General features: G+C 62.4%; 19 protein-coding genes and 1 pseudogene. 15 read left to right on the top strand and 5 right to left on the bottom strand.

The window, feature by feature from the left end; all coding sequences use genetic code 11:
- The coding region (locus G332_RS0108660; RefSeq protein ID WP_196800058.1) for a DUF4372 domain-containing protein at nt 1–435 on the bottom strand (435 nt) is incomplete at its 3' end.
- Between the two features lie 30 nt (nt 436–465).
- Here G332_RS0108660 and G332_RS0108655 point away from each other — a divergent pair.
- The 14 genes and pseudogenes from G332_RS0108655 to G332_RS0108590 all read left to right on the top strand — a co-directional run bounded on the left by G332_RS0108655 (nt 466) and on the right by G332_RS0108590 (nt 15,180).
- Nucleotides 466–858 (top strand): GDP-mannose 4,6-dehydratase, encoded by a 393-nt coding sequence (locus G332_RS0108655; RefSeq protein ID WP_196800057.1) that lies wholly within the window; start codon nt 466–468, stop codon nt 856–858.
- Entirely contained in the window at nt 855–3,287 is a 2,433-nt protein-coding gene (locus tag G332_RS0108650; protein WP_019626601.1) for a heparinase II/III family protein, read from the top strand. Before G332_RS0108655 ends, G332_RS0108650 begins: the two co-directional genes overlap by 4 nt.
- Entirely contained in the window at nt 3,280–4,161 is an 882-nt protein-coding gene (locus G332_RS12815) for a class I SAM-dependent methyltransferase (RefSeq protein ID WP_019626600.1), read from the top strand. Before G332_RS0108650 ends, G332_RS12815 begins: the two co-directional genes overlap by 8 nt.
- A 15-nt stretch (nt 4,162–4,176) precedes the next feature.
- The gene (locus tag G332_RS0108640; RefSeq protein WP_019626599.1) at nt 4,177–5,970 is read left to right on the top strand and encodes a hypothetical protein; all 1,794 of its coding nucleotides are present in this window, start codon (nt 4,177–4,179) and stop codon (nt 5,968–5,970) included.
- A gap of 11 nt (nt 5,971–5,981) precedes the next feature.
- On the top strand, nt 5,982–7,214 hold the full coding sequence (locus G332_RS0108635; RefSeq protein ID WP_081619788.1) for a glycosyltransferase family 4 protein: 1,233 nt from the start codon (nt 5,982–5,984) through the stop codon (nt 7,212–7,214).
- Nucleotides 7,215–7,273: 59 nt separating this feature from the next.
- Nucleotides 7,274–7,975 (top strand): transposase, encoded by a 702-nt coding sequence (locus tag G332_RS0108630; protein WP_026340726.1) that lies wholly within the window; start codon nt 7,274–7,276, stop codon nt 7,973–7,975.
- Nucleotides 7,976–8,151: 176 nt separating this feature from the next.
- Nucleotides 8,152–8,922, top strand: a complete 771-nt coding sequence (locus G332_RS0108625) for a glycosyltransferase family 2 protein (RefSeq protein ID WP_026340725.1) — start codon at nt 8,152–8,154, stop codon at nt 8,920–8,922.
- Between the two features lie 157 nt (nt 8,923–9,079).
- Entirely contained in the window at nt 9,080–10,030 is a 951-nt protein-coding gene (locus G332_RS0108620; protein ID WP_038059637.1) for an NAD-dependent epimerase/dehydratase family protein, read from the top strand.
- A 231-nt stretch (nt 10,031–10,261) separates the two neighbouring features.
- Nucleotides 10,262–10,498 carry an AbrB/MazE/SpoVT family DNA-binding domain-containing protein gene (locus G332_RS0108615; protein WP_018862252.1) on the top strand — a complete coding sequence of 79 codons (237 nt, stop codon included), beginning with the start codon at nt 10,262–10,264 and terminating at the stop codon, nt 10,496–10,498.
- Between the two features lie 3 nt (nt 10,499–10,501).
- Complete coding sequence (locus tag G332_RS0108610) at nt 10,502–10,909, top strand: type II toxin-antitoxin system VapC family toxin (RefSeq protein WP_019626593.1); 408 nt, start codon at nt 10,502–10,504, stop codon at nt 10,907–10,909.
- Nucleotides 10,910–11,360: 451 nt separating this feature from the next.
- Nucleotides 11,361–12,260, top strand: coding sequence for a DUF3800 domain-containing protein (locus G332_RS0108605; protein WP_019626592.1), 900 nt, complete (start codon nt 11,361–11,363; stop codon nt 12,258–12,260).
- 362 nt (nt 12,261–12,622) lie between these two features.
- Complete coding sequence (locus G332_RS0108600) at nt 12,623–14,032, top strand: DUF234 domain-containing protein (protein ID WP_019626591.1); 1,410 nt, start codon at nt 12,623–12,625, stop codon at nt 14,030–14,032.
- A 139-nt stretch (nt 14,033–14,171) separates the two neighbouring features.
- Nucleotides 14,172–14,377: pseudogene (locus G332_RS13300) on the top strand (hypothetical protein); the annotation flags it as partial.
- Between the two features lie 251 nt (nt 14,378–14,628).
- Complete coding sequence (locus tag G332_RS0108590; RefSeq protein ID WP_019626589.1) at nt 14,629–15,180, top strand: sugar transferase; 552 nt, start codon at nt 14,629–14,631, stop codon at nt 15,178–15,180.
- Between the two features lie 185 nt (nt 15,181–15,365).
- On the opposite strand, the gene G332_RS0108585 is transcribed toward G332_RS0108590, so the two are convergent.
- The 4 genes from G332_RS0108585 to G332_RS13685 form a co-directional block, all read right to left on the bottom strand.
- Nucleotides 15,366–16,337 (bottom strand): hypothetical protein, encoded by a 972-nt coding sequence (locus tag G332_RS0108585; protein ID WP_019626588.1) that lies wholly within the window; start codon nt 16,335–16,337, stop codon nt 15,366–15,368.
- Entirely contained in the window at nt 16,334–17,317 is a 984-nt protein-coding gene (locus tag G332_RS0108580) for an HEXXH motif domain-containing protein (protein WP_019626587.1), read from the bottom strand. The genes G332_RS0108585 and G332_RS0108580 overlap by 4 nt, the downstream gene beginning before the upstream one ends.
- Before the next feature lie 369 nt (nt 17,318–17,686).
- On the bottom strand, nt 17,687–17,860 hold the full coding sequence (locus G332_RS13690; RefSeq protein ID WP_196800056.1) for a hypothetical protein: 174 nt from the start codon (nt 17,858–17,860) through the stop codon (nt 17,687–17,689).
- A gap of 52 nt (nt 17,861–17,912) precedes the next feature.
- Nucleotides 17,913–18,083 carry a hypothetical protein gene (locus tag G332_RS13685; protein WP_019626586.1) on the bottom strand — a complete coding sequence of 57 codons (171 nt, stop codon included), beginning with the start codon at nt 18,081–18,083 and terminating at the stop codon, nt 17,913–17,915.
- A 370-nt stretch (nt 18,084–18,453) separates the two neighbouring features.
- Here G332_RS13685 and G332_RS0108570 point away from each other — a divergent pair, with 370 nt between their 5' ends.
- Nucleotides 18,454–20,268, top strand: coding sequence for an ABC transporter ATP-binding protein (locus G332_RS0108570; protein ID WP_019626585.1), 1,815 nt, complete (start codon nt 18,454–18,456; stop codon nt 20,266–20,268).
- The last annotated feature ends 1 nt before the right edge of the window (nt 20,269 follow it).

Raw genomic sequence — 20,269 nt, 5'->3', positions numbered from 1 at the left:
GTCATGATCCAGCCCCAGATGCAACTTGAAGGCCGCCTTCTTCGGTGCGATGTCCGCCCAGGGAAAGACCTTCATCGACAGGTCGATCAAGGACCCATCCAGCGAGAACAGCTTGCCCTTGAACCGAAAGCGCTTGCCCGGCACGGAACCACTGGCCTGCAGCCGCGTGTACAGCAGCCCGAAGAGCTCCTGGAAGAAATCCGCGTTGAGCTTCTCGTTCCCCCGCGCCAGCGCCGAACGGCTGACCGAACGGGTTCCCAGGTGATCGCGCAGCGGGGGATCGTTCATCAGCGCCGCCTCGATATCACGCAGGCTGTGCCGCTGCCCCACATGCCCGACCACCAGGGCCAGGAACTGGCTCCAGCGGGAAAGGGCATCGCTCCGGCGCGGTCCATCCAGCTTCGTCGCCAGGCGCTCGAATTCAAGTCGTGGCACGGATTGGAGAAGCTGACGAAGTACAGTAGCATGGTAGGCCATAGCCCGATTCCTCGTTTCGATTCAACGTTTTGTGGTGAAACCATTGTATCGAAAACGGCCCAGGAATCGGGCTATCTCGTTGAATTAAGTGGGACAGCAGTGGCGCTGGCCTATAACTTGGGTAATGGCCAGGGTTATTCGGTGCAGCAGGTGATCGAAGCGGTGCAGCATGTAGTAGCTGAGGATGGGCGCACGCTGAAAGTGAATGAGAGCAGCCGCCGCCCCGGCGACCCGCCTCAGCTGGTGGCCGATGCCACTTTGGCCCGGCGTGAGCTTGGCTGGCAGCCGCAGTATGCTGATCTCGAAATAATCATCCGCCACGCCTGGGCTTGGGAGAAGAAGCTAGCTGGAAACGCGCTAACTCAACAGGAGAACACTTGAACGACCAGCTCTCGCAGCAAGCTAAACGCCTTGATCAGCACCTCAACGCCAAACATTTAGCTTTCTTCTGCCACCGCATCCGCCGGCGCTGGTCGCTTCCCTTGCCGGTAACGGCCTTGCCTGAGCTGGACACGCAGGTCAGGGGCTTTGCCAAGCCCTATCCTTGGCAAATCTGGTGCTTGTGGGCGCTCGAAGAACGCCTTTATGCCCTGAGTGGGGCTGGCTCGTTTCTGGATGATCCGTTGGCCCGTGATCGCTGCATCGAAGATCTTGAAGCACTGGTCCAGTGGCCGCGCTATACGGTAGCCAATAAGCTGGATCTTCCCTACGGCCATGCGGTGCAGCTGATGGCCATGGCGCTGCGCGACTGGGCTTGGCTGCCTGAGGCGACCCAGCAGGTGCTGCGATGTGCGCTTCAGCGTGCCGTGGAGGAGGGCATGCACTTGGTGCCACCAGCAGTACAGGCGTTGGCCTCAGCAGATGCCCTGCTTGCCAAGCCGTCGCCCCACCAGCATCTGCACAACATCCCCTTGATTGCTCAGGCGGCGCTGGCCACTGCCGCCGAGGTGATTGATCATCCCGAGCGTGGGCGGCTCTCTTCCCGCTTTCTGCAACTCTTTCAGGCGCGTTTGGCGCTTTACCACCAAGGGCTGACCGAGGGGATCTCCTACGACGGCTATTTCTACAACTTCGCCTTGGGCTGGCTGAGCACCCAGTCCAGCGCTGTGATCGAGAGCATTGTTCACCATCCGGCGATGCAGGATCTGGAGGATCAGGCCCGCGGACTGGCCTGCCCGGGGCAGATTGCTCACTCGGCGGAGATCGGCGATGTAGAGCCGCTGGAAATGCCGTTTGTGTGGTCGGCTCTGGCGCGGCTGCAGCAGTGGGCATTCAGCTTCTCCCGTGAAACCCTGCTGGATGCGGTGTCCGCAGAATGGGTGCGGGCCGATGCGCTCTGGGTTCGCGCTCAGCAAGCTGAACAGCAGGCGGCTCGGGAAGATGTCACTCCACCGAAGACGTCTCGCGACAGCCAGCATGGCTGCACCCTTGCAGTGCCTGTCGTTCAGCAAAGCACCGCGGCGGTGACGCTCGCCACCGGGCTGGGTGACGATGACCTGAGTGTGGTCATGTCGCTGTGCCGCTCACCGATGAACCATATCCAGGCGGATAGCGGCACCCTATTGATTGGGCATGCTGGCCATTGGTGGATCACCGACCCCGGCTATCAGCAGTACCTCAAGACGGCAGAGCGGGACTTTACCCTTGGCCCGGAGGCGCACAACACGCCAGTGATCAACGGCCATGGCCAGGCCCATAAGGCCGGTAGGCTGCTCTATTCAGGCGAGTGCCAGACGTCGTCAGAGGCAGAAGGCGCCTATGCGGTGGTCGATCTGACCGCCTGCTATTCCATGGAAGCCCAGGTGGACACCGTCACGCGCACGTTGTGGCGGCTGGGCCGTGACCATGTCGTGGTCTGCGATACGGTGGTAGCCGCGCCGGACGTGTCCGTGGCCTACCACTGGCACGGCGATGCGGACGCCTACTGGGGGGAGCAGTCAGGCGCGGTGTCGCTCTACCTGCCGTCGAGTCATCGCACTCTGTGGCTTCAGTCGGGCCAGCAGCCCCTGAGCCTGGCCCAGCAGCATCGTCTGCGCGGCTCCCGTGGGCAGTGTACCTTGCAGGTCACCCAGCCTGCTTCTGTCACCCATCATTGGTGGAGTTTCAGCCTTGCCGATACCCCACCTGCGCTTCGGGCATCTGAGGCGGAAGCGCAGATCGGGGAGATTCGCTTGCACTTGGCGGACCTACTGCCCAAGGAACCGCCACCTCCGGTGCTTGATGTTACTGTCCATCGTGACTACCTGCAGGTGGCTTTGTGCCGTGGCGATGAGCCCTTGGCACCGTCCATGGGGAGGGGGTGGGACTTGAGTCTGAGCATCAATGGCGACGAGGACGTTCATACCGTCCGTTTACAAGGGGGGCGCCAGTGGCGATTGCCCGTCCCTGCCATCAAGGTGGAAGATACTGTTGTGGTAACGGCAAGGCCGCTGGACGCCGGGTCGGCTGCGTTGGAAGTTATCGAGCACCCTTTGACGGCGAGCGAGAGGGCCGCCATCTGCAGTGTGCCGCTCCGCGTGTATGCCGAGATGGATGTCGACCGGGTCACCGGGCGCTGTGTATTGATGGAGGGAGTGATAGAAGGTGAGGTTGAGTACGCGTTCTACTTGTTGATTGATGGCCAGAGGACCCAGGTTCGTTGGTATGAGCGCTCCGCCGTTCACACTTTTACGTTAGCGCCCCAAGATAGTGGGAAGGCTATCCAGATACGTGGTTTCGTACGTGCTGTGGCAGCGCCCGAGCGAAAGCTTTCTGCTGCCAGTGTCAAATTGAGTTCCATTTCCACCCAGGAGTCAGCCCGCCATGTCTGAGCCCAGTAACCAGAATGTTGAAAAGTCCTTTCTAACCCAACTGGAGGCGCTGGAGGATCGTTTTCTGCAGGCGAGCAAGGAGCACGCTGGGAAATTGACCAGGGATCTGATCATCGTGCAGAACCGTCTCTACGCTCAGCTGGAAAGCCTCGCGTGGCTGCAGCGGCGTCTGGCGATCAAGGGACAACTTCCGCCGCTGCGGGGCTGGGCATCGTCTCCCGATGTGTTGTTGCGGCTTCACACGCACATCATGTCGACCCGTCCTGGTGTCGTGGTCGAGTGCGGGGGTGGGGCGTCGACCGTTGTGATCGCCGACGCGCTTAGTCAGAACGGGACGGGCCGCCTGGTTTCCCTTGAACATAGTGCGTACTACGGCGAGCAGACGCGCAGTGCCCTGGAAGGTGAAGACCTCGGGGGGTGGGTCGACTTGTGCATTGGTGATCTGGTTCCCTGGAAAGGGGAACATCTGAACCCGGCAGACGCCAAACAGCCCTCCCGTTGGTACCCGATGAAGTTGCTGGAAGGTGTCGAGAACGTCGACTTGCTGTGGGTGGATGGCCCGCCCGGGGCAACCTGCCTGTTTAGCCGCTATCCAGCGTTGCCTGCACTGGCCGACAAGCTCTCACCCAATGCCGAGGTGTGGATGGATGACACCATCCGCCAGGAAGAGAAGGATATTTGTGAGCGCTGGGCCGCGGACTACGGTTTCGAGGTCGAGTACTATGCGCTGGAGAAGGGGTTGGGGCGTTTGACACGCGCTGGAGCTGGCGTGCAGCGCTCGCCGATGGTGAGTGCCGCGCTGGAGGATGATTCCCACCCGGAATGGGCGCTGGGGCTGGATTTTTCGCTCCCTGAAGAGCGCGGTAAGCCCTGATTCGGAAAGGTTTCCATGAATTTGTTGACCGCAACGGGCCGCTTTGGCGTATGGGTGGCCCGGGTGCTTTTTGTCTTTGTGTGGGTGCGCCCGCTGACCACGCTGGGGTTGGTGTTGTCGCTGCTTACTCAGCGCGTCACCAACCTGCTGGCCTTTCTGCTGCCTCTGAAGATCATCCTGCTGGCTGGTTCGGATGGAGTGCCGCGCTACTTCCCGTTCATCGATCCATCCCAGAAGATGGACTGGATCATCGGGCTCGCCGTGGCGGCGGTGGTCTCCTACATCCTCAGCCTGATCGCTGCCGCAGTCTCGGAGAAGCTGGCTGCGGCCGGGAGTGTCGACATCCTCCGCGATGCCAGCGAGCTGGCCACGGCGGGCGACGATCGAGAGAAGGCGCGGCAGCGTTATCGCGATTTCGGCGACATCTGCGCCGCCTCGCTCTTTGTGCTCGGTGGCGGGGCCGTGCTTGCCCTGATCAATCTGCCGTTGCTCGTGTTCCTCTCGGCGCTGCTGGCGGTGCAGTATCTGGTTTCGGTTTTGGCGGCAATCACGGTGACCAGCCCGGTCCCGAATGTTTGGGGCCGTCTGTTGCGCGACAAACTCGGGTCCTGGCTGGCGGTGATGGCGGCGATCACTTTTCTCGCCGGCTTCTTTTTCCTGCTTTACCCGTTTGTTTGGGGCGAGGGGGGCAATCTGCTCTTTGCGATCATCTCCGTGCTAATGTTGCGGCACATCCTGGCGGCCCTGAGCCAGATTGCGACTAAGGGTGTGGCGCTTACTCAGCAGAAGCTGGCGATCAATGCCCTGGTTTTTCGCGATCATCAACTTCAGGAGAATGAGCGTAAGGAGCGTCAGGATCTGCGGCAGCTGTTCGACAAACCCTCTCGCGAGGCCCTTGTGGCGGGTGAATTCGCAAAGCTTGGCAGGCCGGGATCGGTGGTGGTCCGCTGGCAGGATTGCCTGGCTCGGCGTACGGGTGATTTTCATGTGATCCGCACTGATCCCGGTACCGGCGCCGAAGAGCCGTATCAGTTGCAGGTTTACGATCGCAAGGCGCGCTCGCAATTGGAGAAGGAGGACTATTTGTTCGAGCATTTGCCAGCGAGCGTCCTGCCGGCCCCGGTAACCGTGAGTCGCTTGGAGGTGGGTGAGTTTGCCGCTCAGCTATGTACCTACGGCGAACCGGTTACCGGCAAGGATTGGAAAAGATGGGTGGAAAGCGAGGTCTATCTTCAGCTCTGGGCTGTGCCGCCACCTCCACGGCTTGTGGAGGTTTATGTTCGCTATCAGCCGCTGTTGGCGGAGAGGCTGACGGATGACCTGATACAGCGGCTTGAGGTGGCCGTTGATACCTCGGACGAGGCACGGTGCCTTGCGCAGTTGCGCATGCTGCGCGGCACGTTATGTGCTCGTTTGATGGCAATGCCGTTGTACGTGCATAAGCAGCGATTGCGCCCGTACGATGTCGTGGTGAACAAGGCCGGTGGCTACTCGATTATGGGCTGGGGCGACTGGTCGCTGGAGCCCATCGGCGCGGTGATCCCCGGGGGCATGAACGACAAGGACCTGGCCGCGGCGGTCGTGACGCTGCAAGAGGTGCGTGATGACCTGCCCGCGGGATTTGGGCCGGAACACTTGCATTTGGTACGTGGCTGCTGGGACCTGGAGCAGCAGGTCAAGGCCGGCAAGTATAAGGCCGCGCTGGAAACAGCCGCGCAGCTGCTGGGCAATCCGTTGATACACGCTGATGACCCACCTGTTGAGGTGATGGACAGCAATCGCGACCGTGATGAAAGAGGCCGCATGTGAAGCGTGTGGCCATGGTGGTCTGGAACACGTTCCAGAATGATGCACGGGTGCTCAAAGAGGCCCAGACGCTCGGGGCGAATGGTCATGAGGTGACAGTCCACGCATTGCATACTCCCGGGGTTACGGAGTGCTGTGAGGAGCTCCCGGGGAATGTGCGAGTCCAGCGAGTGGTGAGGAGCCCTTTCTGGGGCTGGCGGCGCGGTGGTCGAACGGGCGAACAGGCTGATGGCGGCCCCGGTGCGGCCTCTCAAGTTATGCCGAATGGGGCAGGAGCGCCAAACCGCAGTGCCCGGTTGGGCCGGCTCCGGCGTATCGTTTGGGTTCTTGGACGGTCGGTGACCCACCTTCGGCTGCTGGCGGCGATGGTGCGGATGCGTCCCGATGTGGTCCACGCGCACGATGTGAATACGCTTCCGACAGCCTGGCTGGCCGCGCGTCTGGCAAGGGCCAGGCTGGTGTACGACGCTCACGAGATTAGTACCAGCCGCGAGGGATACCAGAGCTTCCGCCGGCTGGTTGTACGGGTGGAACGGTGGCTGCTGCCGCGCGCGGATGGGGTTATTACGACCACCGATCGGCGGGCGGCGTTTTTTGCCCGCGTGTACCACGTTCGCCGACCGGTCGTGCTGCAGAACCGCCCGCGCCACAGGGTTGTGCCCCCTGGCAGCCGTATCCGTGATGAGCTGGGGCTCGATTCGTCGCGTCCGGTTGTTTTGTATCAAGGAGGGCTCCAGCCAGGCCGCGGCCTCGACCGGATTGTTGCTGCCGCCACGCGAATCCCCGGGGCCGCGTTTGTATTTATTGGCGGCGGTCGTATGGCGGCAGAGCTGGCGGAACAAGTGGATACGCTTGGACTGGGGGGGCGCGTGCGGTTCATTCCGACGGTGTCTCTGGAGGAGCTGCCGCTATATACGGCCTCTGCCGATATTGGTGTGCAGGCGCTGGAGAACACCTGTCTGAACCACTTCACCACTGATTCGAACAAGCTATTTGAGTACATTGCCGCTGGTTTGCCGGTTGTCGCCAGCGATTTTCCCGAGATCCGGAAGATCGTTCGTACCCATGAAGTGGGCTTGCTGGTGCCCTCGGACGATACCGACGCCCTCGTCGAAGCGATCGAACGCCTGGTCCGGGACGAGGCGCTGAGGGCCCGTTTCGCGGCCAACGCGCGGCTTGCCGCAGCCGCGTTGAACTGGGAGGAGCAGGAGCACAAGCTCGTCGAACTCTACCAACACCTGTTTTAAAAAGGGGACAGATTTATTTTTGCCGCAAGGCTATGGCGGCGTGACACAGGAGGAACGGTATGCCAAGGATGGCGCGAGTGGTGTTGCCGCATATACCGCACCACGTGGTGCAGCGTGGACACAATCGACAGGTGGTGTTTGCGGGGCAGGAGGATTACGAGCGGTACCTGGAGGATCTGAGGGAGCTGAGTGCCGAACTGGATATTCGGGTGTATGCGTCCTGCCTGATGACCAATCATGTGCACCTGCTTCTGGGGCCCGGTGAGGAAACTGCCGCAATGGGGCGGCTTATGCAGGCGCTGGCGGCGCGGGCCACTCGGTATCGCAATCGGCTCGAGGGCCGATCTGGCACGTTGTGGGAAGGGCGCTACAAGTCGAGCCCGGTTCAGACGGATACATATCTGGTCGCCTGCACGCGCTATGTCGAGTTGAACCCGGTGCGGGCAGGCATGGTGTCAGCTCCTGAGGATTATCCCTGGTCCAGCTACCTTCAACGCATGGGTGAGGTGGAATGCTGGATCGATCTGGACCCTGCGTACCTTGGCCTTGCGGCTGATGAGGCCGAACGGCGCGAGCGTTATGCCCGCTTCGTAGAGCGGGGTATACCGGATAAGGAGCTGTTGCTGTTGCGTGAGGCGGTGCAGCGTGGGCAGCTTACTGGTGATCCGCGTTTTGTGGAGGAGGTGGAGCAAATTATTGGTTGGTGTATCGAGCGCCGCCGCCCTGGCCGTCCGTGTCGCGGGGGCGGTGAGAGAAAATAAATCTGTCCCCGTTTAGAGTCCGTTTAGCTACCCTCTTCCTATCGTACATGTGAAAGTCTTGAAGACCCCGTGATGGCCCATGATCCGCTTTTTCTGTCAGGCCGCTGGCTCCGGTGCACGCTGGAGGTGGCTGGGTGACCACGGTGGATTCGTCCGTGCCGCTGGTGTCGGTGGTGATGCCGTTACGCAATGCTGCGGATCGGGTGGAGACGGGGGTGCGTTCGGTGCAGGCGCAGTCCTTTACGGACTGGGAGCTGCTGGTGGTGGACGATGCCTCCAGGGATGCGTCGGTGGCGCGCGTGGAGAGGTTGGCAGCGGGGGATGCGCGCATCCAGGTTTTGCAGCTGAACCGGGAGAGTGGACCGGCGGTGGCCCGTAACTTCGGTATTCGCGCGGCGCGGGGGCGGTATATCGCGTTTCTGGACAGCGATGATGCCTGGGCGCCCGAGAAGCTGATGCGGCAGGTGGCGCTGATGGAACGGGGCGTGGTGTTCAGTTTTACGGCGATGGAGCGCTTCGATGAGCAGGGCCGACGGTTGTTTGCGGCGGGGGTGCCGGAGCGGGTCGTATACAGGGAGCTGTTGAAGACGAATTACGTAGGTTGTTCCACGGCGATGTATGACACACGGTATTTCGGAAAGGTAGAGATGCCGCTGATCGCCCGGCGTCAGGATTATGGCCTGTGGTTGCGATTGTTAAGGCAAACGGAGTGTGGCTACGGACTGAATGAGCCGTTGGTTCGGTACACGGTGCGCTCGGGCTCCGTTTCTTCCAACAAGTTGATGACGGCGGGCTACACGTGGCGGGTCTACCGAGAGCTGGAACGGCTGCCGTTGTTGCGCAGTGTGTGGTGCTTTGTGCATCAGACAGGGCGGGCGGCCGTGCGGAATCGGTGGCCGACCCTGGCGCGGCGTTTGGGTTGGTTGCATTCGCCGCATGGAGCGTGACTTGAGATGGCCGGGACTTGAGATGGTGATGGGCTCGCGGCCTGAACTGAACCGCTTTTCCCCTCACGCGGGACCGAAAAACGGCCTCACCTTGCCACCAGGCTGCCCGCGGTCGCCCCGATGCGTCAGGTCCTGGTGATGATGGGGTGTTGAACGAATGATGCAGCGGGTGCTGGTAACGGGTGCGACGGGCTTTGTGGGCGGCGCGGTGGTGCAGCGGCTGGCTGTGGGCGGTCGTTGGGTGCCGGTCGCAGGGTGTCGGCGCGACGCGTCGGTGCCGGAGGATGCGGAGCTGGCGGTAACGCCGACGCTTGGCCCGGAAGCGGATTGGAGCGGCGCGCTACGGGGTGTGGAGGCCGTGGTGCATGCGGCGGCGCGCGCGCATGTGCTGCACGAGCACTCGGCCGATGCGCTGAAGGAGTACCGTCGCACCAACGTGGAGGGCACGCTGGCGCTGGCGCGGCAGGCGGCGCACGCGGGCGTGACGCGATTGGTGTTCGTGAGTTCGATTGGGGTGTCGGGGCGCTCCAGCGAGCGCCCTTTGCGTTTTGATGATGAGCCGGCCCCGGAAGACGACTATGCCGTTTCCAAGTGGGAGGCGGAGCAGGCCCTCGTTGACGTGAGTAAAGAGACGGGGATGGAAGTGGTCATCGTTCGTCCCCCGCTCGTCTATGGGCCGGACGCTCCCGGCAATTTTGGCAAGTTGATGGAATGGGTGGCGCGAGGTGTGCCGTTGCCGCTGGGTGCGGTGACGCGGAACCGGCGCTCGCTGGTGGGGCTGGATAACCTGGTGGATTTGCTGGTGACCTGCCTGGAGCATCCGGCGGCGGCAAACCGGGTGTTTCTGGCCGGGGACGGGGAGGATCTCTCCACCACTGATCTGTTGCGCCGGGTGGCGGCGGCGATGGATCGGCACGCGCGGCTGCTGCCGGTGCCGCCTGGGCTGTTGCGGGCCGGGGCGCGTGCGGTGGGGCGCGGCGAGATGGCGCGGCGGTTGCTGGATTCGCTGCAGGTGGATATTTCGCACACGCGCGAGACGCTCGGCTGGGAGCCTTCGGTGAGTGTGGACGAGGGCCTGCGGCGGGCGGTCGCGCCGTTGGTTGGGTAGGGTTGGTGGTTTTTCCGGCTTTGGCGGGGGCTTCGCGGGCGAGCCCGCTCCCACAGGGGGAGCATGGGGTGTGGGAGGTCGGCCTCTGGCTGATTGGGCCTGACCAACAGCCATTCGGCCAGAGGCTGGCCTTCTACAGGAGGGCTGGCGTAGATAGGGGCAGCGGGGCCTTGGAATGCGATTGGGTTGAGGATATGCTTTAGGCATATGCAAAACATGTGGGGCTTGGCGATGAAGCGGCGCACGGCGAGTTTGTTCCGGAATGGACGCAGCCAGGCAGTTCGGCTGCCCAAGGGTTTTGCGTTCGATGCGGATGAAGTGGTGATTGAGAAGCGTGGGGATGCATTGATTCTGCGCGCCAAGCCGAGGTCCTGGGATGATTATTTCCAGGGGGCTGGAGAGACCCTGCCGGATGACTTTCCCGATTCGATCGAGGATCGCGTGGCGCAGGATCGCGAAGCGTTGTGATCTATGCGTTACATGCTGGATACGAACATCTGTATCTACATCATGAAACGCCGACCGCCGGAGGTGCACGCGCGCCTGCGTGGTGTCCCAGTTGGGGACGTGGGCCTTTCTGCTGTCGTTCTGGCGGAATTGCGGTATGGGGTTCGCCGGTCAAGTCAGAGGGAACGTAGCGAGGCTGCACTGGAGCGCTTTCTGGCTTTTGCGAGGGTGTGCGACTGGCCGGAAGATGCGGCCGAACATTACGGCGACATCCGTGCCGAGCTGGAACGTGTGGGTACTCCGATTGGTGCAAACGACCTGTTGATCGCAGCGCATGCTCGGGCCATTGGGGCCGTACTGGTAACGAATAACGGACGTGAATTCGAGCGTGTATCCGGGCTGCAGGTGGAGAATTGGGTGGCGGCGCATTGACCGCGTGTCGGTATCGCGGCGGCGGGGGCTTCGCGGGCGAGCCCGCTCCCACAGGGGGCGGCAGTCGGTGTAGGAGGCGAGCCTCTGGCCGATGGGGCCTGTCCAACATCCAATCGGCCAGGGGGCTGGCCTCCTACAGGTTGATCGCGCAGGGGGCTGCGCTCCTTGTGTGTCGTTGCAGATTGAGGGGCGATCGTGGTGGTCGCAGTGCGTTCGTTGAGGCACTACTAGAGTGTGGAGGAGTTTGTGGCCGCGGCGGTGCAGGCGCTTGTGGAAGACCCGGAATGGTGACAGGCCGTGGGGCGTGCCGGGCGGGCGCCGGCGGGGCGGGAGTTCGCGATCGACAAAGTGATGGATGCTCACCTGGAGATTTACGGGGGATTGTTGGTCTCAAGGCGGGCAGGAATGGATACCTGACCCCGTTACAGAGGAGGTACGCGGCGTGAGCTTTATGCTGTTCATGGATGAAAGCGGCCAGGACCGCAGGCATTCTCCCTATGAAGTGTTGGCCGGCGTGTGTGTGGAGGATCGGGATCTCTGGAACCGGGTCTGTGAAGTACAGGATGCGGAAAGGACTTTCTTCGGCCAGCGGATCTCGCCGGATGAGCTGGAGCTCAAGGGCAAGAAGCTGCTGAAGCGAAAGACGTTCCGCTTGGCGGGACAGATGGAATCGATCCCGCCGGAGCGAAGGGCCGCATTGGCGCGTGCGTGTCTTGAAAAGGGGGCGAGGCAGCGTCGTGAGGATGCCGGTGCAACCGGTCCCATCAAGGAAGAGCTTACGGCCTTGGCTCAGGCGAAGATCGCCTTCGTGGGGCACTTGCTGGAGATTTGTGCGCGTTACCGCGTGCGTACGTTTGCGAGCATCGTGGATTGCGAGGCTCCGCGGCCGGAGGGGCAGCTTCTGCGCAAAGATTACGCTTACCTGTTCGAGCGCTACTACCACTTTCTTGAAGAGCAGGCCGAGAGTGCGATGGGTGTGGTGGTGTTCGATGAGCTTGAGAAGGTGCAGGCCCATATCCTGCTAGGGCAAATGGCTCAGTATTTCCGGGAGACTGCCAAGGGGCGGATGCGTGCGGCCCGAGTGATACCAGAGCCGTTTTTTGTTCACAGCCATCTGACGACAGCGGTTCAGTTGGCGGACATTGTGGCGTACCTGGTGGCCTGGGGTGTTCGCGTCGGTACCATGACGCGTTCGGCACGGAGCGAATTGTCGGGGCTGGCGGAAAGGGTTTGTGACTTGCGGTTCAGGACTCTGCGCGAAGACGGTGATCAGCGCTACCCGCTGTGGAGTTTCGCGGTCATCGACGATCTGCGGCCGCGAGAAGAACGCGATTCAATAAGCGGGCAATAAAAAGGCAATGCCAGCGTCGCCGCCAACAAAGCCTCCGCTGACGATTCTGGATGAGTCTGGTGGCGATGACAAGACTGGTCGGGGCTTTGGCGGGGGCTTCGCGGGCGAGCCCGCTCCCACAGGGGGCGGCAGTCGGTGTAGGAGGCGAGCCTCTGGCCGATGGGGCCTGTCCAACATCCAATCGCCCGGGGACTGGCCGCCTGCTGGTGGACTCAACTGTGTGGTGGGGTGGCGCGTAAGTGACTGTGTTGATGAGGCGAAAGGATCGGCGTAGGTTAAGGTAATGACTTTTACCTTAAGGTGTCTGTGTGGCGGGATCCGGGGAGTGGGCGTTTTACGGCCGGCATACGGAGCTGGGCCAGTTGCAGGAGATTCTGTCCCGGAGGCGCTGGTTTTTTCTGCAGATTTCGGGGCGGCGCCGGATTGGCAAGACGACCTTGATTCAGCAGGCGCTGCAGGCGGCCGGTGTTTCGAAGACGCTGTACATCCAGATTCCGGATTCGGACCCGGCGGGGGTGGTGGCGGCTTGCAACGGCTACCTGGAGACGTTCGGGCTGGAGGAGCGTGTCCATAGCCTGGGCGAGCTGGCCCGCTTGATCGCGAGTCTGGCGGAGTCGGGGTATGTGGTAGCGCTGGATGAGTTCCAGTACTTCCATCGCAAGCCGCTGTTCGACTTCTGCTCGCTCCTGCAGGCGGAGGTGGACCGGCTGAGCGCTCGGGCGGGGCAGGTGCCCGGCGGATTGATTGTGCTGGGGTCGCTGCATGCAGAGATGACGGCGCTGCTGGATGACCGGCAGGCGCCGCTGTTCAATCGGGCCACGGACACGCTCGAGCTGGGGCATCTGGATATCGGGTCGGTGCTGGAGATTCTGCGCGCACATGCGGACGAGGACCCCGAACGCCTGCTCTTCCTCTGGAACCTGTTCGAGGGGGTGCCGAAGTTCTACCGGGATGCCTATGAGCAGGCTGTGCTGGATGCGGATCGCGAGACGGTGCTGCGCAAGCTGTTCTTCTCCAGTTCGTCGCCGCTGCGTAACGAAGCGGATAACTGGTTCCTGCGCGAGCTGCGGGGGCGCTACGACATGGTGCTGCAGTTTCTGGCATCGCATCCCGGTTGCAACAACGCGGCGATCGAGGCCCATCTGGCGGAGGTCTCCGGCCCGGGAGAGGCACGACAGGTGGGCGGGCATCTGAAGATCCTCAGCGAGCGGTACCGGATGATCGAGCGACGACTGCCGATCTTTGCGCGACCGAAGGCTCGCAGCGGGCGCTACTACATTCGCGACAATTTCCTGCGCGCGTGGCTGTCTGCGCTGCAGAAGCCGGTTTCGGCCTCGGCCTTTCGGCCGATGGACATGCTCGTGTCGCAGGCCGATGAGCGTTTGCGCGAGGTTGAAGGTTATGCCCTGGAGGATCTGGTGGCGCAGCTTTATGAGGAGCGCAGTCGCCTGGGACTGGGCGACTTTGCGTTGTCCGAACGGATTCGGGGGTACTGGGATCGCTCGGACGTGGAGATTGATTTGGTGGCGGTCTCGGAGGATCAGAGCGCTATTCGGTTCGGCTCCTGCAAACGCCAGGGCGAGAAGCTGGCCAGGTCCATTCCGACTTTGGTGGCTGCGGCGGGCCGGTTCCTGAGCGCCCACAAGGCCTATCAGGGCTGGAATGTCGAGTACGTGGCGATTGCACCCCGGATCACCGAAGCGGAGGCCGCGGAGATCCGGGGCCAGGGGGCGGTTCCGCAGAGCCTTAAGGAACTCTGTGATGGGTTGTGATCCGGTCGAAGGTGGGCGTGTGACCGCTGCGGATTCCTGCACACCGCAGGTTTCTGTGGGGATGCGGCGCCAGGCGGGCGTGCGTTCGGTGCGGGGGTAGTCGCCGGTGCACTGGGAACTTATGGTGGTGGGCGCCGCTTCCGCCGGTGACTCGGTGGTGCTGGCGGGGGATGGGGAGGATCCTTCCACCACCGATCTGCTGCGCCGGGTAGCGGCGAGATGGCGCGGCGGCTGTTGGATTCGCTGCAGGTGGATATTTCGCATACGCGCGAGACGCTCGGCTGGGAGCCTTCGGTGAGTGTGGACGAGGGCCTGCGGCGGGCGGTCGCGCCGTTGGTTGGGTAGGCTGGGCGGTTCTCGGGCTTCGGCAGGGGCTTCGCCTGCAAGCAGGCTCCTCCGGGGCATGTGGGATGGGGTAGCCCTGTAGGAGCCGCCCTGGCGGCGAAGCCCCTGCCGGCGGTGGATCTGGAACAGGCGGTGGTTGTCCGCCTGCGAGCAGGTTCCTACAGGGGCCGTGCGGGGTGGGCGGTTCTGGCTCTGGCTGGGGCGTCTCCTCGACGGAGGCGGTCGTTATTGGTTGGCATGTGGGAAGCATTTTGATTCGATTTCTGGATGTGGTGTTGTCGGCCGTGGGGCTGGTGGCGACGGCGCCGGTGATGTTGTTACTTCTGCTGCTGGGCTGGCGGGACACGGGCTCGCCCCTGTTCCGGCAGGAGCGGGTAGGGCGCCACCGGCGGCCATTCACGCTGGTGAAGTTTCGCACCATGCGGCCGGATACGGCCTCGGTGGCGACGCATCTGGCCGAGGCATCGGCGGTGACGCGGTTCGGGCACTTCCTGCGCCGGACCAAGCTGGACGAGCTGCCGCAGTTGTGGAATGTGCTCAAGGGCGAGATGAGCCTGGTGGGGCCGCGGCCCTGCCTGCCCAACCAGACCGAACTGGTGGCGGAGCGCGATCGGCGTAGCGTCTTTGATGCACGGCCGGGCATTACCGGGCTGGCGCAGGTGAACGGGATCGACATGTCGGATCCGGTCAAACTGGCCACCGTGGATGCGCAGATGCTGGCATCGCTGACCTTGCGTGACTATTTCCGCTTCATTCTGCTGACTGTGACGGGGCGGGGTGCCGGGGATCGTATTCGGAGTTGAATTCTGTGCAGCGATGGGTGGTTTTCGGCGTTTGGCAGGGGCTTCGCCTGCAAGGCCGCTCCTACACGGGCTGTGCGGGATGGATTGGTTTTGTAAGAGCCGCCTTGGCGGCGAAGCCCCTGCTCGCGGTGGATATCTGGCAGAGGTGGCGGGCGTTCGCCTGCGAGCAGGCTCCTACGGGGGCATCAGGGGGTGCGGGGCCAGCGGCTGATATTGCGGGTTCGGTACAGGTCGCCGATCCAGGTTTTCCACGAGCGCGCGTCGGGGATGGTGTAGCGAGGGCCTCTGGATGGCGTGTCGACGCGGGACAGGGCGTCCACGAGGTTGTCCAGGAAGCGATCAAATGCCTCGAGACGAATCCTGGATGGGTGCGTTTTCAGGGTGCGGAAAGTGGGGTTGGTGTTGATTTCGTAGGTCTGCGGGCGCCCCTGGACGAAGGCGAAATCCGCACGTCCGTATTCGATCTGTGACGCTTCGAATGCAGGCTGTATGGCCTGCACGTGGGTCTGCTCCGTGATCATCCTGTACTCCTCCTGGTACAGCTCTTCTGTTGCCGCACCGCGGCGTCCGTATTTGGCGACCCAGTCTGGCTGATGTGCGCAGGGTGCACCGATGATGCGATCGGCAATACGGTAGGCACTGAGTTTTCGGTACAGGCCCGGCTGGATGGGTTCGGCGGCGTACTGGACGATCAACAGTTCGCGTCTTGGTGTACCCCGACGCAGCTGCTGTTCGATGGCGGTTTCGAGGGCGTCCGGGTCCTGTATCAGTTCGGTGAGCGGTCCGCGATGGGCGGAGTCGGTGCGCAGGAATACCGGATAGGCACTGAGCGGCGGGGTTTCGTCGGCCATCCAGACGTTGAAGTCGTTGATGCCTTTTGCATTCAGGTGCCGGAGGAACTGATAGCGGGAACGGTGCAGGGCGGGGTCGTTGAGTACCCGTGCACCTTGTTCACGCAGGACCCGGTAGATGTTGGCGATGCACTCCAGATCCCAGAAATGCAACCGGTCAAGGTCGGAAAAGATATAGGTGGCGCGTCGCAGGCTCCGGGTGCGCAGAAGCCGTTCGTACGACATCCAGCGAAAATCAATGCCGGGATGTTTTTCAAGGATGCGATGCGTGGTGTTGTGCGTGCGCGTGGTAAACAGAATGATCATGGATGGGCAACAACGTCCATGTAGTGCCGGGCATTCTTCATCAAGCTGTCGCCCAGTGTCGTGAGTTTTCCATGCTGGGCCACCACGAAATATCCGGCCTCGAAATGCTCCCGGTCTCGCGCCACGGCGGCCTGTGCCTGATCACGTTCCTGTTCGGATATAAGCGGTGACTGCAGGAGCTGGTTCATGGCCCAGTGCATGCGAGCCGAAACGAAGGTCGCGTGATAGATACCATCCATGGGGCGCAGATCGGAGCGCAAGGGGGAGGGGTAGTGTTCCGAGTCTTCGTTGAGCGTGAGCGGCTCATGGGTACAGAAGCCGAACAACAGACTGTGGGCGCTTTCATGCGCCAGCACTTCGGCCATTGCGATGCGGGTGTTGTGCAGCTGGGCATTCAGAAATAGCGCGCCCCAGAGCTGGTAATGGGAGCCTCCGTGGAATTCGCCTTCATCATCCGGGCCGCCCGTTACGGCGATCACGTCATGCACGATCGACTGGATTTCGTCGGCCAGTGGGCGTGCGGTCTGCCGGAGGAGGTCCATCGCGGCCCGGTAACAGTCGATAAAGTTGCGGGTGGTGTCCGGGTCCGGGGTGTGCAGACTCAGGCCGGTACTCATCTCGGCAGTCATGCGCTCGCGGTAACATTGCCCCCGCGAACCGTTGTCCAGGGCTCCAACTTCCTGGGTGGAGGAAAGCGGCTGTTGTTGCGCGAGCGCATCGAGGAAACGGGCCGCGCGAGCTTCGTCTTCCTCCAGCAAGGCCGTCACCGCGTCGTAGTAGAACGCAAATGTGGTTGGCGGATGAGTGACGCCTGCCTCGAGCGTGGAGCAGAGCGTGTCGAGCGCGTCGTAATCCAGTGCTAATCGATCCCGGCATGCATCCACCACCAGCCGCACGCTGCGGCCAAGTTCGGCGTGCATGCGCTGATCCAGTGCCCGGGCGCGTTGGCGATCGGGTGCGAAGTCGGTAGGAATCGACACAGGTGGCTCCGTGGGAGGTCGCTTTGGCTGGTATTGGCCCCGCTAACGGGACGTGAGGCAGGCCCCGGGAAGAACGGCTGCCCCCGATTTAACAGAGGGGGGCGTGACGTCCCGGGGCGTCGGTTGAGAATGGCTCAGCCCTTTTAGTCCGCCTGGATCGTATTAATTGCTGCACGGTTCCAGCAAGGAAAATACGGATCCAGGAGAGTGTCGGATCGGGGGTGAGTCGCCCGCGCGAGATCAGAAGAGCAGTTCTGTTTCCGCTCTCCCTCCTGGTGCATCAACACGACCAATTGCCTTCGGAGGCTGAGGAAAATGCCTGGGTCTCCTGATCCACGCTTGCGACGATCGTTCAAACCCGACGGGTTCCTATGTTTTTCCCATACCGATCTTCGCCCCCGGAGCGGAGGTTATTACTTCCGGTTTGACATCGCCGATTTTGGCGCCAACGGCGGAGGTGGGGGCATTCGCGTGGGCGAGGCGGAATCCCAGCAATTGGCGGGTATCCAGTTGGACGGTGGCATTTCTATCGGTCGTTTTCATGGGATCAAGTCTCCTGCGGGGTCTGATGGCAGTCTGCCTTCGGAGAAGGCGTTCAATCTTTCAATTCGCCGATCTTGGCGCCCGGCGCAGAGACGGTTAAGGGTTTGCCTTCGCCGATTTTGGCGCCAACGGCGGAGGTGGTTGCATCGGTGTGGGCGAGGCGGAATCCCAGCAATTGGCGGGTGTCGAGCTGGACGGAAGCTTTTTTCTCAGTCGTTTTCATGGTTCGCGTCTCCTTGGGGTTATCGATCGGCAGTATGTGCCATACCTTTTCTAGAACATGTGACCGGCGGGATGCAAGCGTTGGGTTTGTGGCGGGAGGGGGGCACAGGTGGCGCGGCAGGGGACGGCGATATCACCGCGGGTGTGCGTTTGTGTGATGGGTGAGAGGGGTACGGACCCGCTGCTGTCCGGCACCGGCCGATCACGGCCATGGCAAGCCGGGCCGGAGCGATCCGGCGCGTTGGTTCGTCGTGGCGATCGGGGGTGCGGCGGGGGGGACGCCTGAACCCGAGTGCCCCGTCCTGGTGCCGCTGGAGACTTGCCGGGTGTGCGTCGATACCATGTGGCCTGGACGGTAACGAGATGTGTGGATGTCGACTTTTCGCAAGACCCTGGAGCTCTTCAGTGCGCGCGAACGACGCCGGGGCGCCCTGGTGCTGATCATGGTGGTCGGCATGGCCGCGCTGGAGACGCTGGGGGTTGCTTCCATCCTCCCGTTTCTCGCGGTTCTGGGTGATCCCGATCTGGTGCATACGCAGCCCTTGCTGCGGGCTGTGTTCGACGGCATGGGCTTTGTGTCGGTCGATGCCTTTTTGCTGTTTCTGGGGGGGGGTGCGTTTGCGCTGGTGCTGGTGTCCACGCTTTTTCGTTCGTTGACCGTGTATGCGATGAATCGGTTTGTGGAGATGCGCCGGCATGCGATGAGCGAGCGTTTGCTGGATACCTATCTGCGCCAGCCTTATCCGTTCTTTCTGGACCGTCACTCGGGGGACCTGTCAAAGACGATCCTCTCCGAGGTGGATCAGATTGCCCACTATGTGTTCCGGCCCGGTATGCAGATCGTGGCATACGGGATGGTTGTGCTGGCGATGGTCGTGCTGCTGGTGGTGGTGGATCCGCTGCTGGCAGTGGTGGTGGTGGGGCTGATGGGTGGTTTGTATGCCCTGATCTATGTTTTCGCCCGCCGCGCGCTTCAGCACGCGGGGCAGGATCGTGCCAGGGCCAACGGAGAGCGTTTCGTCGCGGCCGCCGAGGCGTTGGCGGGGATCAAGGAGATCAAGCTGCTGGGGTATGAAGAGGCGTACCTGAAGCGTTTTCGGGGTCCGTCGATGCGACAATCGAGTCATCAGGCGTTCCTGAACACCCTGGGCGAGATCCCGAAGTTCGCCGTCGAGGCCATCGCTTTTGGCGGGGTGATTGCGCTCACCCTGGCATTGATGGTCCTGCATGGGGGCGCGTCGGCGCGGCCGGTGAACGAACTCCTGCCGATTCTCGGACTGTATGCGTTTGCGGGGTATCGCATCCTGCCGGCGGCGCAGCGGGTCTACGCCGGGTTTTCGCAGTTACGGTTCAGTTCTGCGCTGATTGACGCACTGCACGATGATCTGGTCCTGCGCAGCTCAGGTGCCGAGATCATTCAGCGTTCGCAGACGCCGTTGCGTCCGCAGGCGGTCATCGAGATGCAGGGACTGACGTACCGTTATCCGGGGACCAGTCGGGCTGCCCTGGAAGGAGTCAACGCGATCCTCCATACCGGGGAGTCGATCGGCATTGTCGGGGGAAGCGGGGCCGGCAAGACCACGCTGGTGGACGTGATCCTGGGTTTGTTGCGGCCACAGGCGGGTGCGATTCGGGTGGATGGCGTTTCAGTCTATTCCTCCGAACAGACGCTGCGCGACTGGCAGGCGGCCATTGGTTATGTGCCGCAGGAGATCTTCCTGTCCGATGGGTCTGTTGCGGAAAACATTGCGTTTGGTGTGGAGCCGGATCGGATCGACATGGAGCGGGTGGTGAAGGCCGCCCGCATGGCTCAGATCGAGGGGTTTGTTCGCAACGAGTTGCCACAGGGGTTCGATAGCCGCGTGGGTGAGCGTGGTGTGCGGCTTTCCGGCGGCCAGCGCCAGCGCCTGGGGATTGCCCGGGCCCTGTATCACGATCCGCCCATCCTGATTTTTGATGAGGCGACCAGTGCGCTGGATACGGTGACCGAAGCGGCGGTGATGGAATCCATTTATGCACTGGCCGGGCCGAAGACGGTGCTGATGGTGGCACATCGCCTGAGTACGGTGCGCGAGTGCGACCGCATCCTGTTGCTGGATCAGGGCGCCGTGGTGGCCGAGGGCAGTTTCGCCGAGTTGGAGGAACGTGAGCCCCGATTCGCGGCACTTGTCCGGCAGGGTGGGTGAG

The organism is Thioalkalivibrio sp. ALJT, from assembly GCF_000381825.1.
GTDB lineage: Bacteria > Pseudomonadota > Gammaproteobacteria > Ectothiorhodospirales > Ectothiorhodospiraceae > Thioalkalivibrio.
This window is presented reverse-complemented; position numbering and strand designations above follow the sequence as displayed.

What these genes read in the sequence shown, in the direction of transcription:
- G332_RS0108655 (WP_196800057.1), top strand. Translation starts at nt 466, where the DNA reads ATGGTAGGCCATAGCCCGATTCCTCGTTTCGATTCAACGTTTTGTGGT.
- G332_RS12815 (WP_019626600.1), top strand. Translation starts at nt 3,280, where the DNA reads ATGTCTGAGCCCAGTAACCAGAATGTTGAAAAGTCCTTTCTAACCCAA.
- G332_RS0108640 (WP_019626599.1), top strand. Translation starts at nt 4,177, where the DNA reads ATGAATTTGTTGACCGCAACGGGCCGCTTTGGCGTATGGGTGGCCCGG.
- G332_RS0108635 (WP_081619788.1), top strand. Translation starts at nt 5,982, where the DNA reads ATGGTGGTCTGGAACACGTTCCAGAATGATGCACGGGTGCTCAAAGAG.
- G332_RS0108630 (WP_026340726.1), top strand. Translation starts at nt 7,274, where the DNA reads ATGCCAAGGATGGCGCGAGTGGTGTTGCCGCATATACCGCACCACGTG.
- G332_RS0108625 (WP_026340725.1), top strand. Translation starts at nt 8,152, where the DNA reads ATGCCGTTACGCAATGCTGCGGATCGGGTGGAGACGGGGGTGCGTTCG.
- G332_RS0108620 (WP_038059637.1), top strand. Translation starts at nt 9,080, where the DNA reads ATGATGCAGCGGGTGCTGGTAACGGGTGCGACGGGCTTTGTGGGCGGC.
- G332_RS0108615 (WP_018862252.1), top strand. Translation starts at nt 10,262, where the DNA reads ATGAAGCGGCGCACGGCGAGTTTGTTCCGGAATGGACGCAGCCAGGCA.
- G332_RS0108610 (WP_019626593.1), top strand. Translation starts at nt 10,502, where the DNA reads ATGCGTTACATGCTGGATACGAACATCTGTATCTACATCATGAAACGC.
- G332_RS0108605 (WP_019626592.1), top strand. Translation starts at nt 11,361, where the DNA reads ATGCTGTTCATGGATGAAAGCGGCCAGGACCGCAGGCATTCTCCCTAT.
- G332_RS0108585 (WP_019626588.1), bottom strand. Translation starts at nt 16,337, where the DNA reads ATGATCATTCTGTTTACCACGCGCACGCACAACACCACGCATCGCATC.
- G332_RS13690 (WP_196800056.1), bottom strand. Translation starts at nt 17,860, where the DNA reads ATGAAAACGACCGATAGAAATGCCACCGTCCAACTGGATACCCGCCAA.
- G332_RS13685 (WP_019626586.1), bottom strand. Translation starts at nt 18,083, where the DNA reads ATGAAAACGACTGAGAAAAAAGCTTCCGTCCAGCTCGACACCCGCCAA.
- G332_RS0108570 (WP_019626585.1), top strand. Translation starts at nt 18,454, where the DNA reads ATGTCGACTTTTCGCAAGACCCTGGAGCTCTTCAGTGCGCGCGAACGA.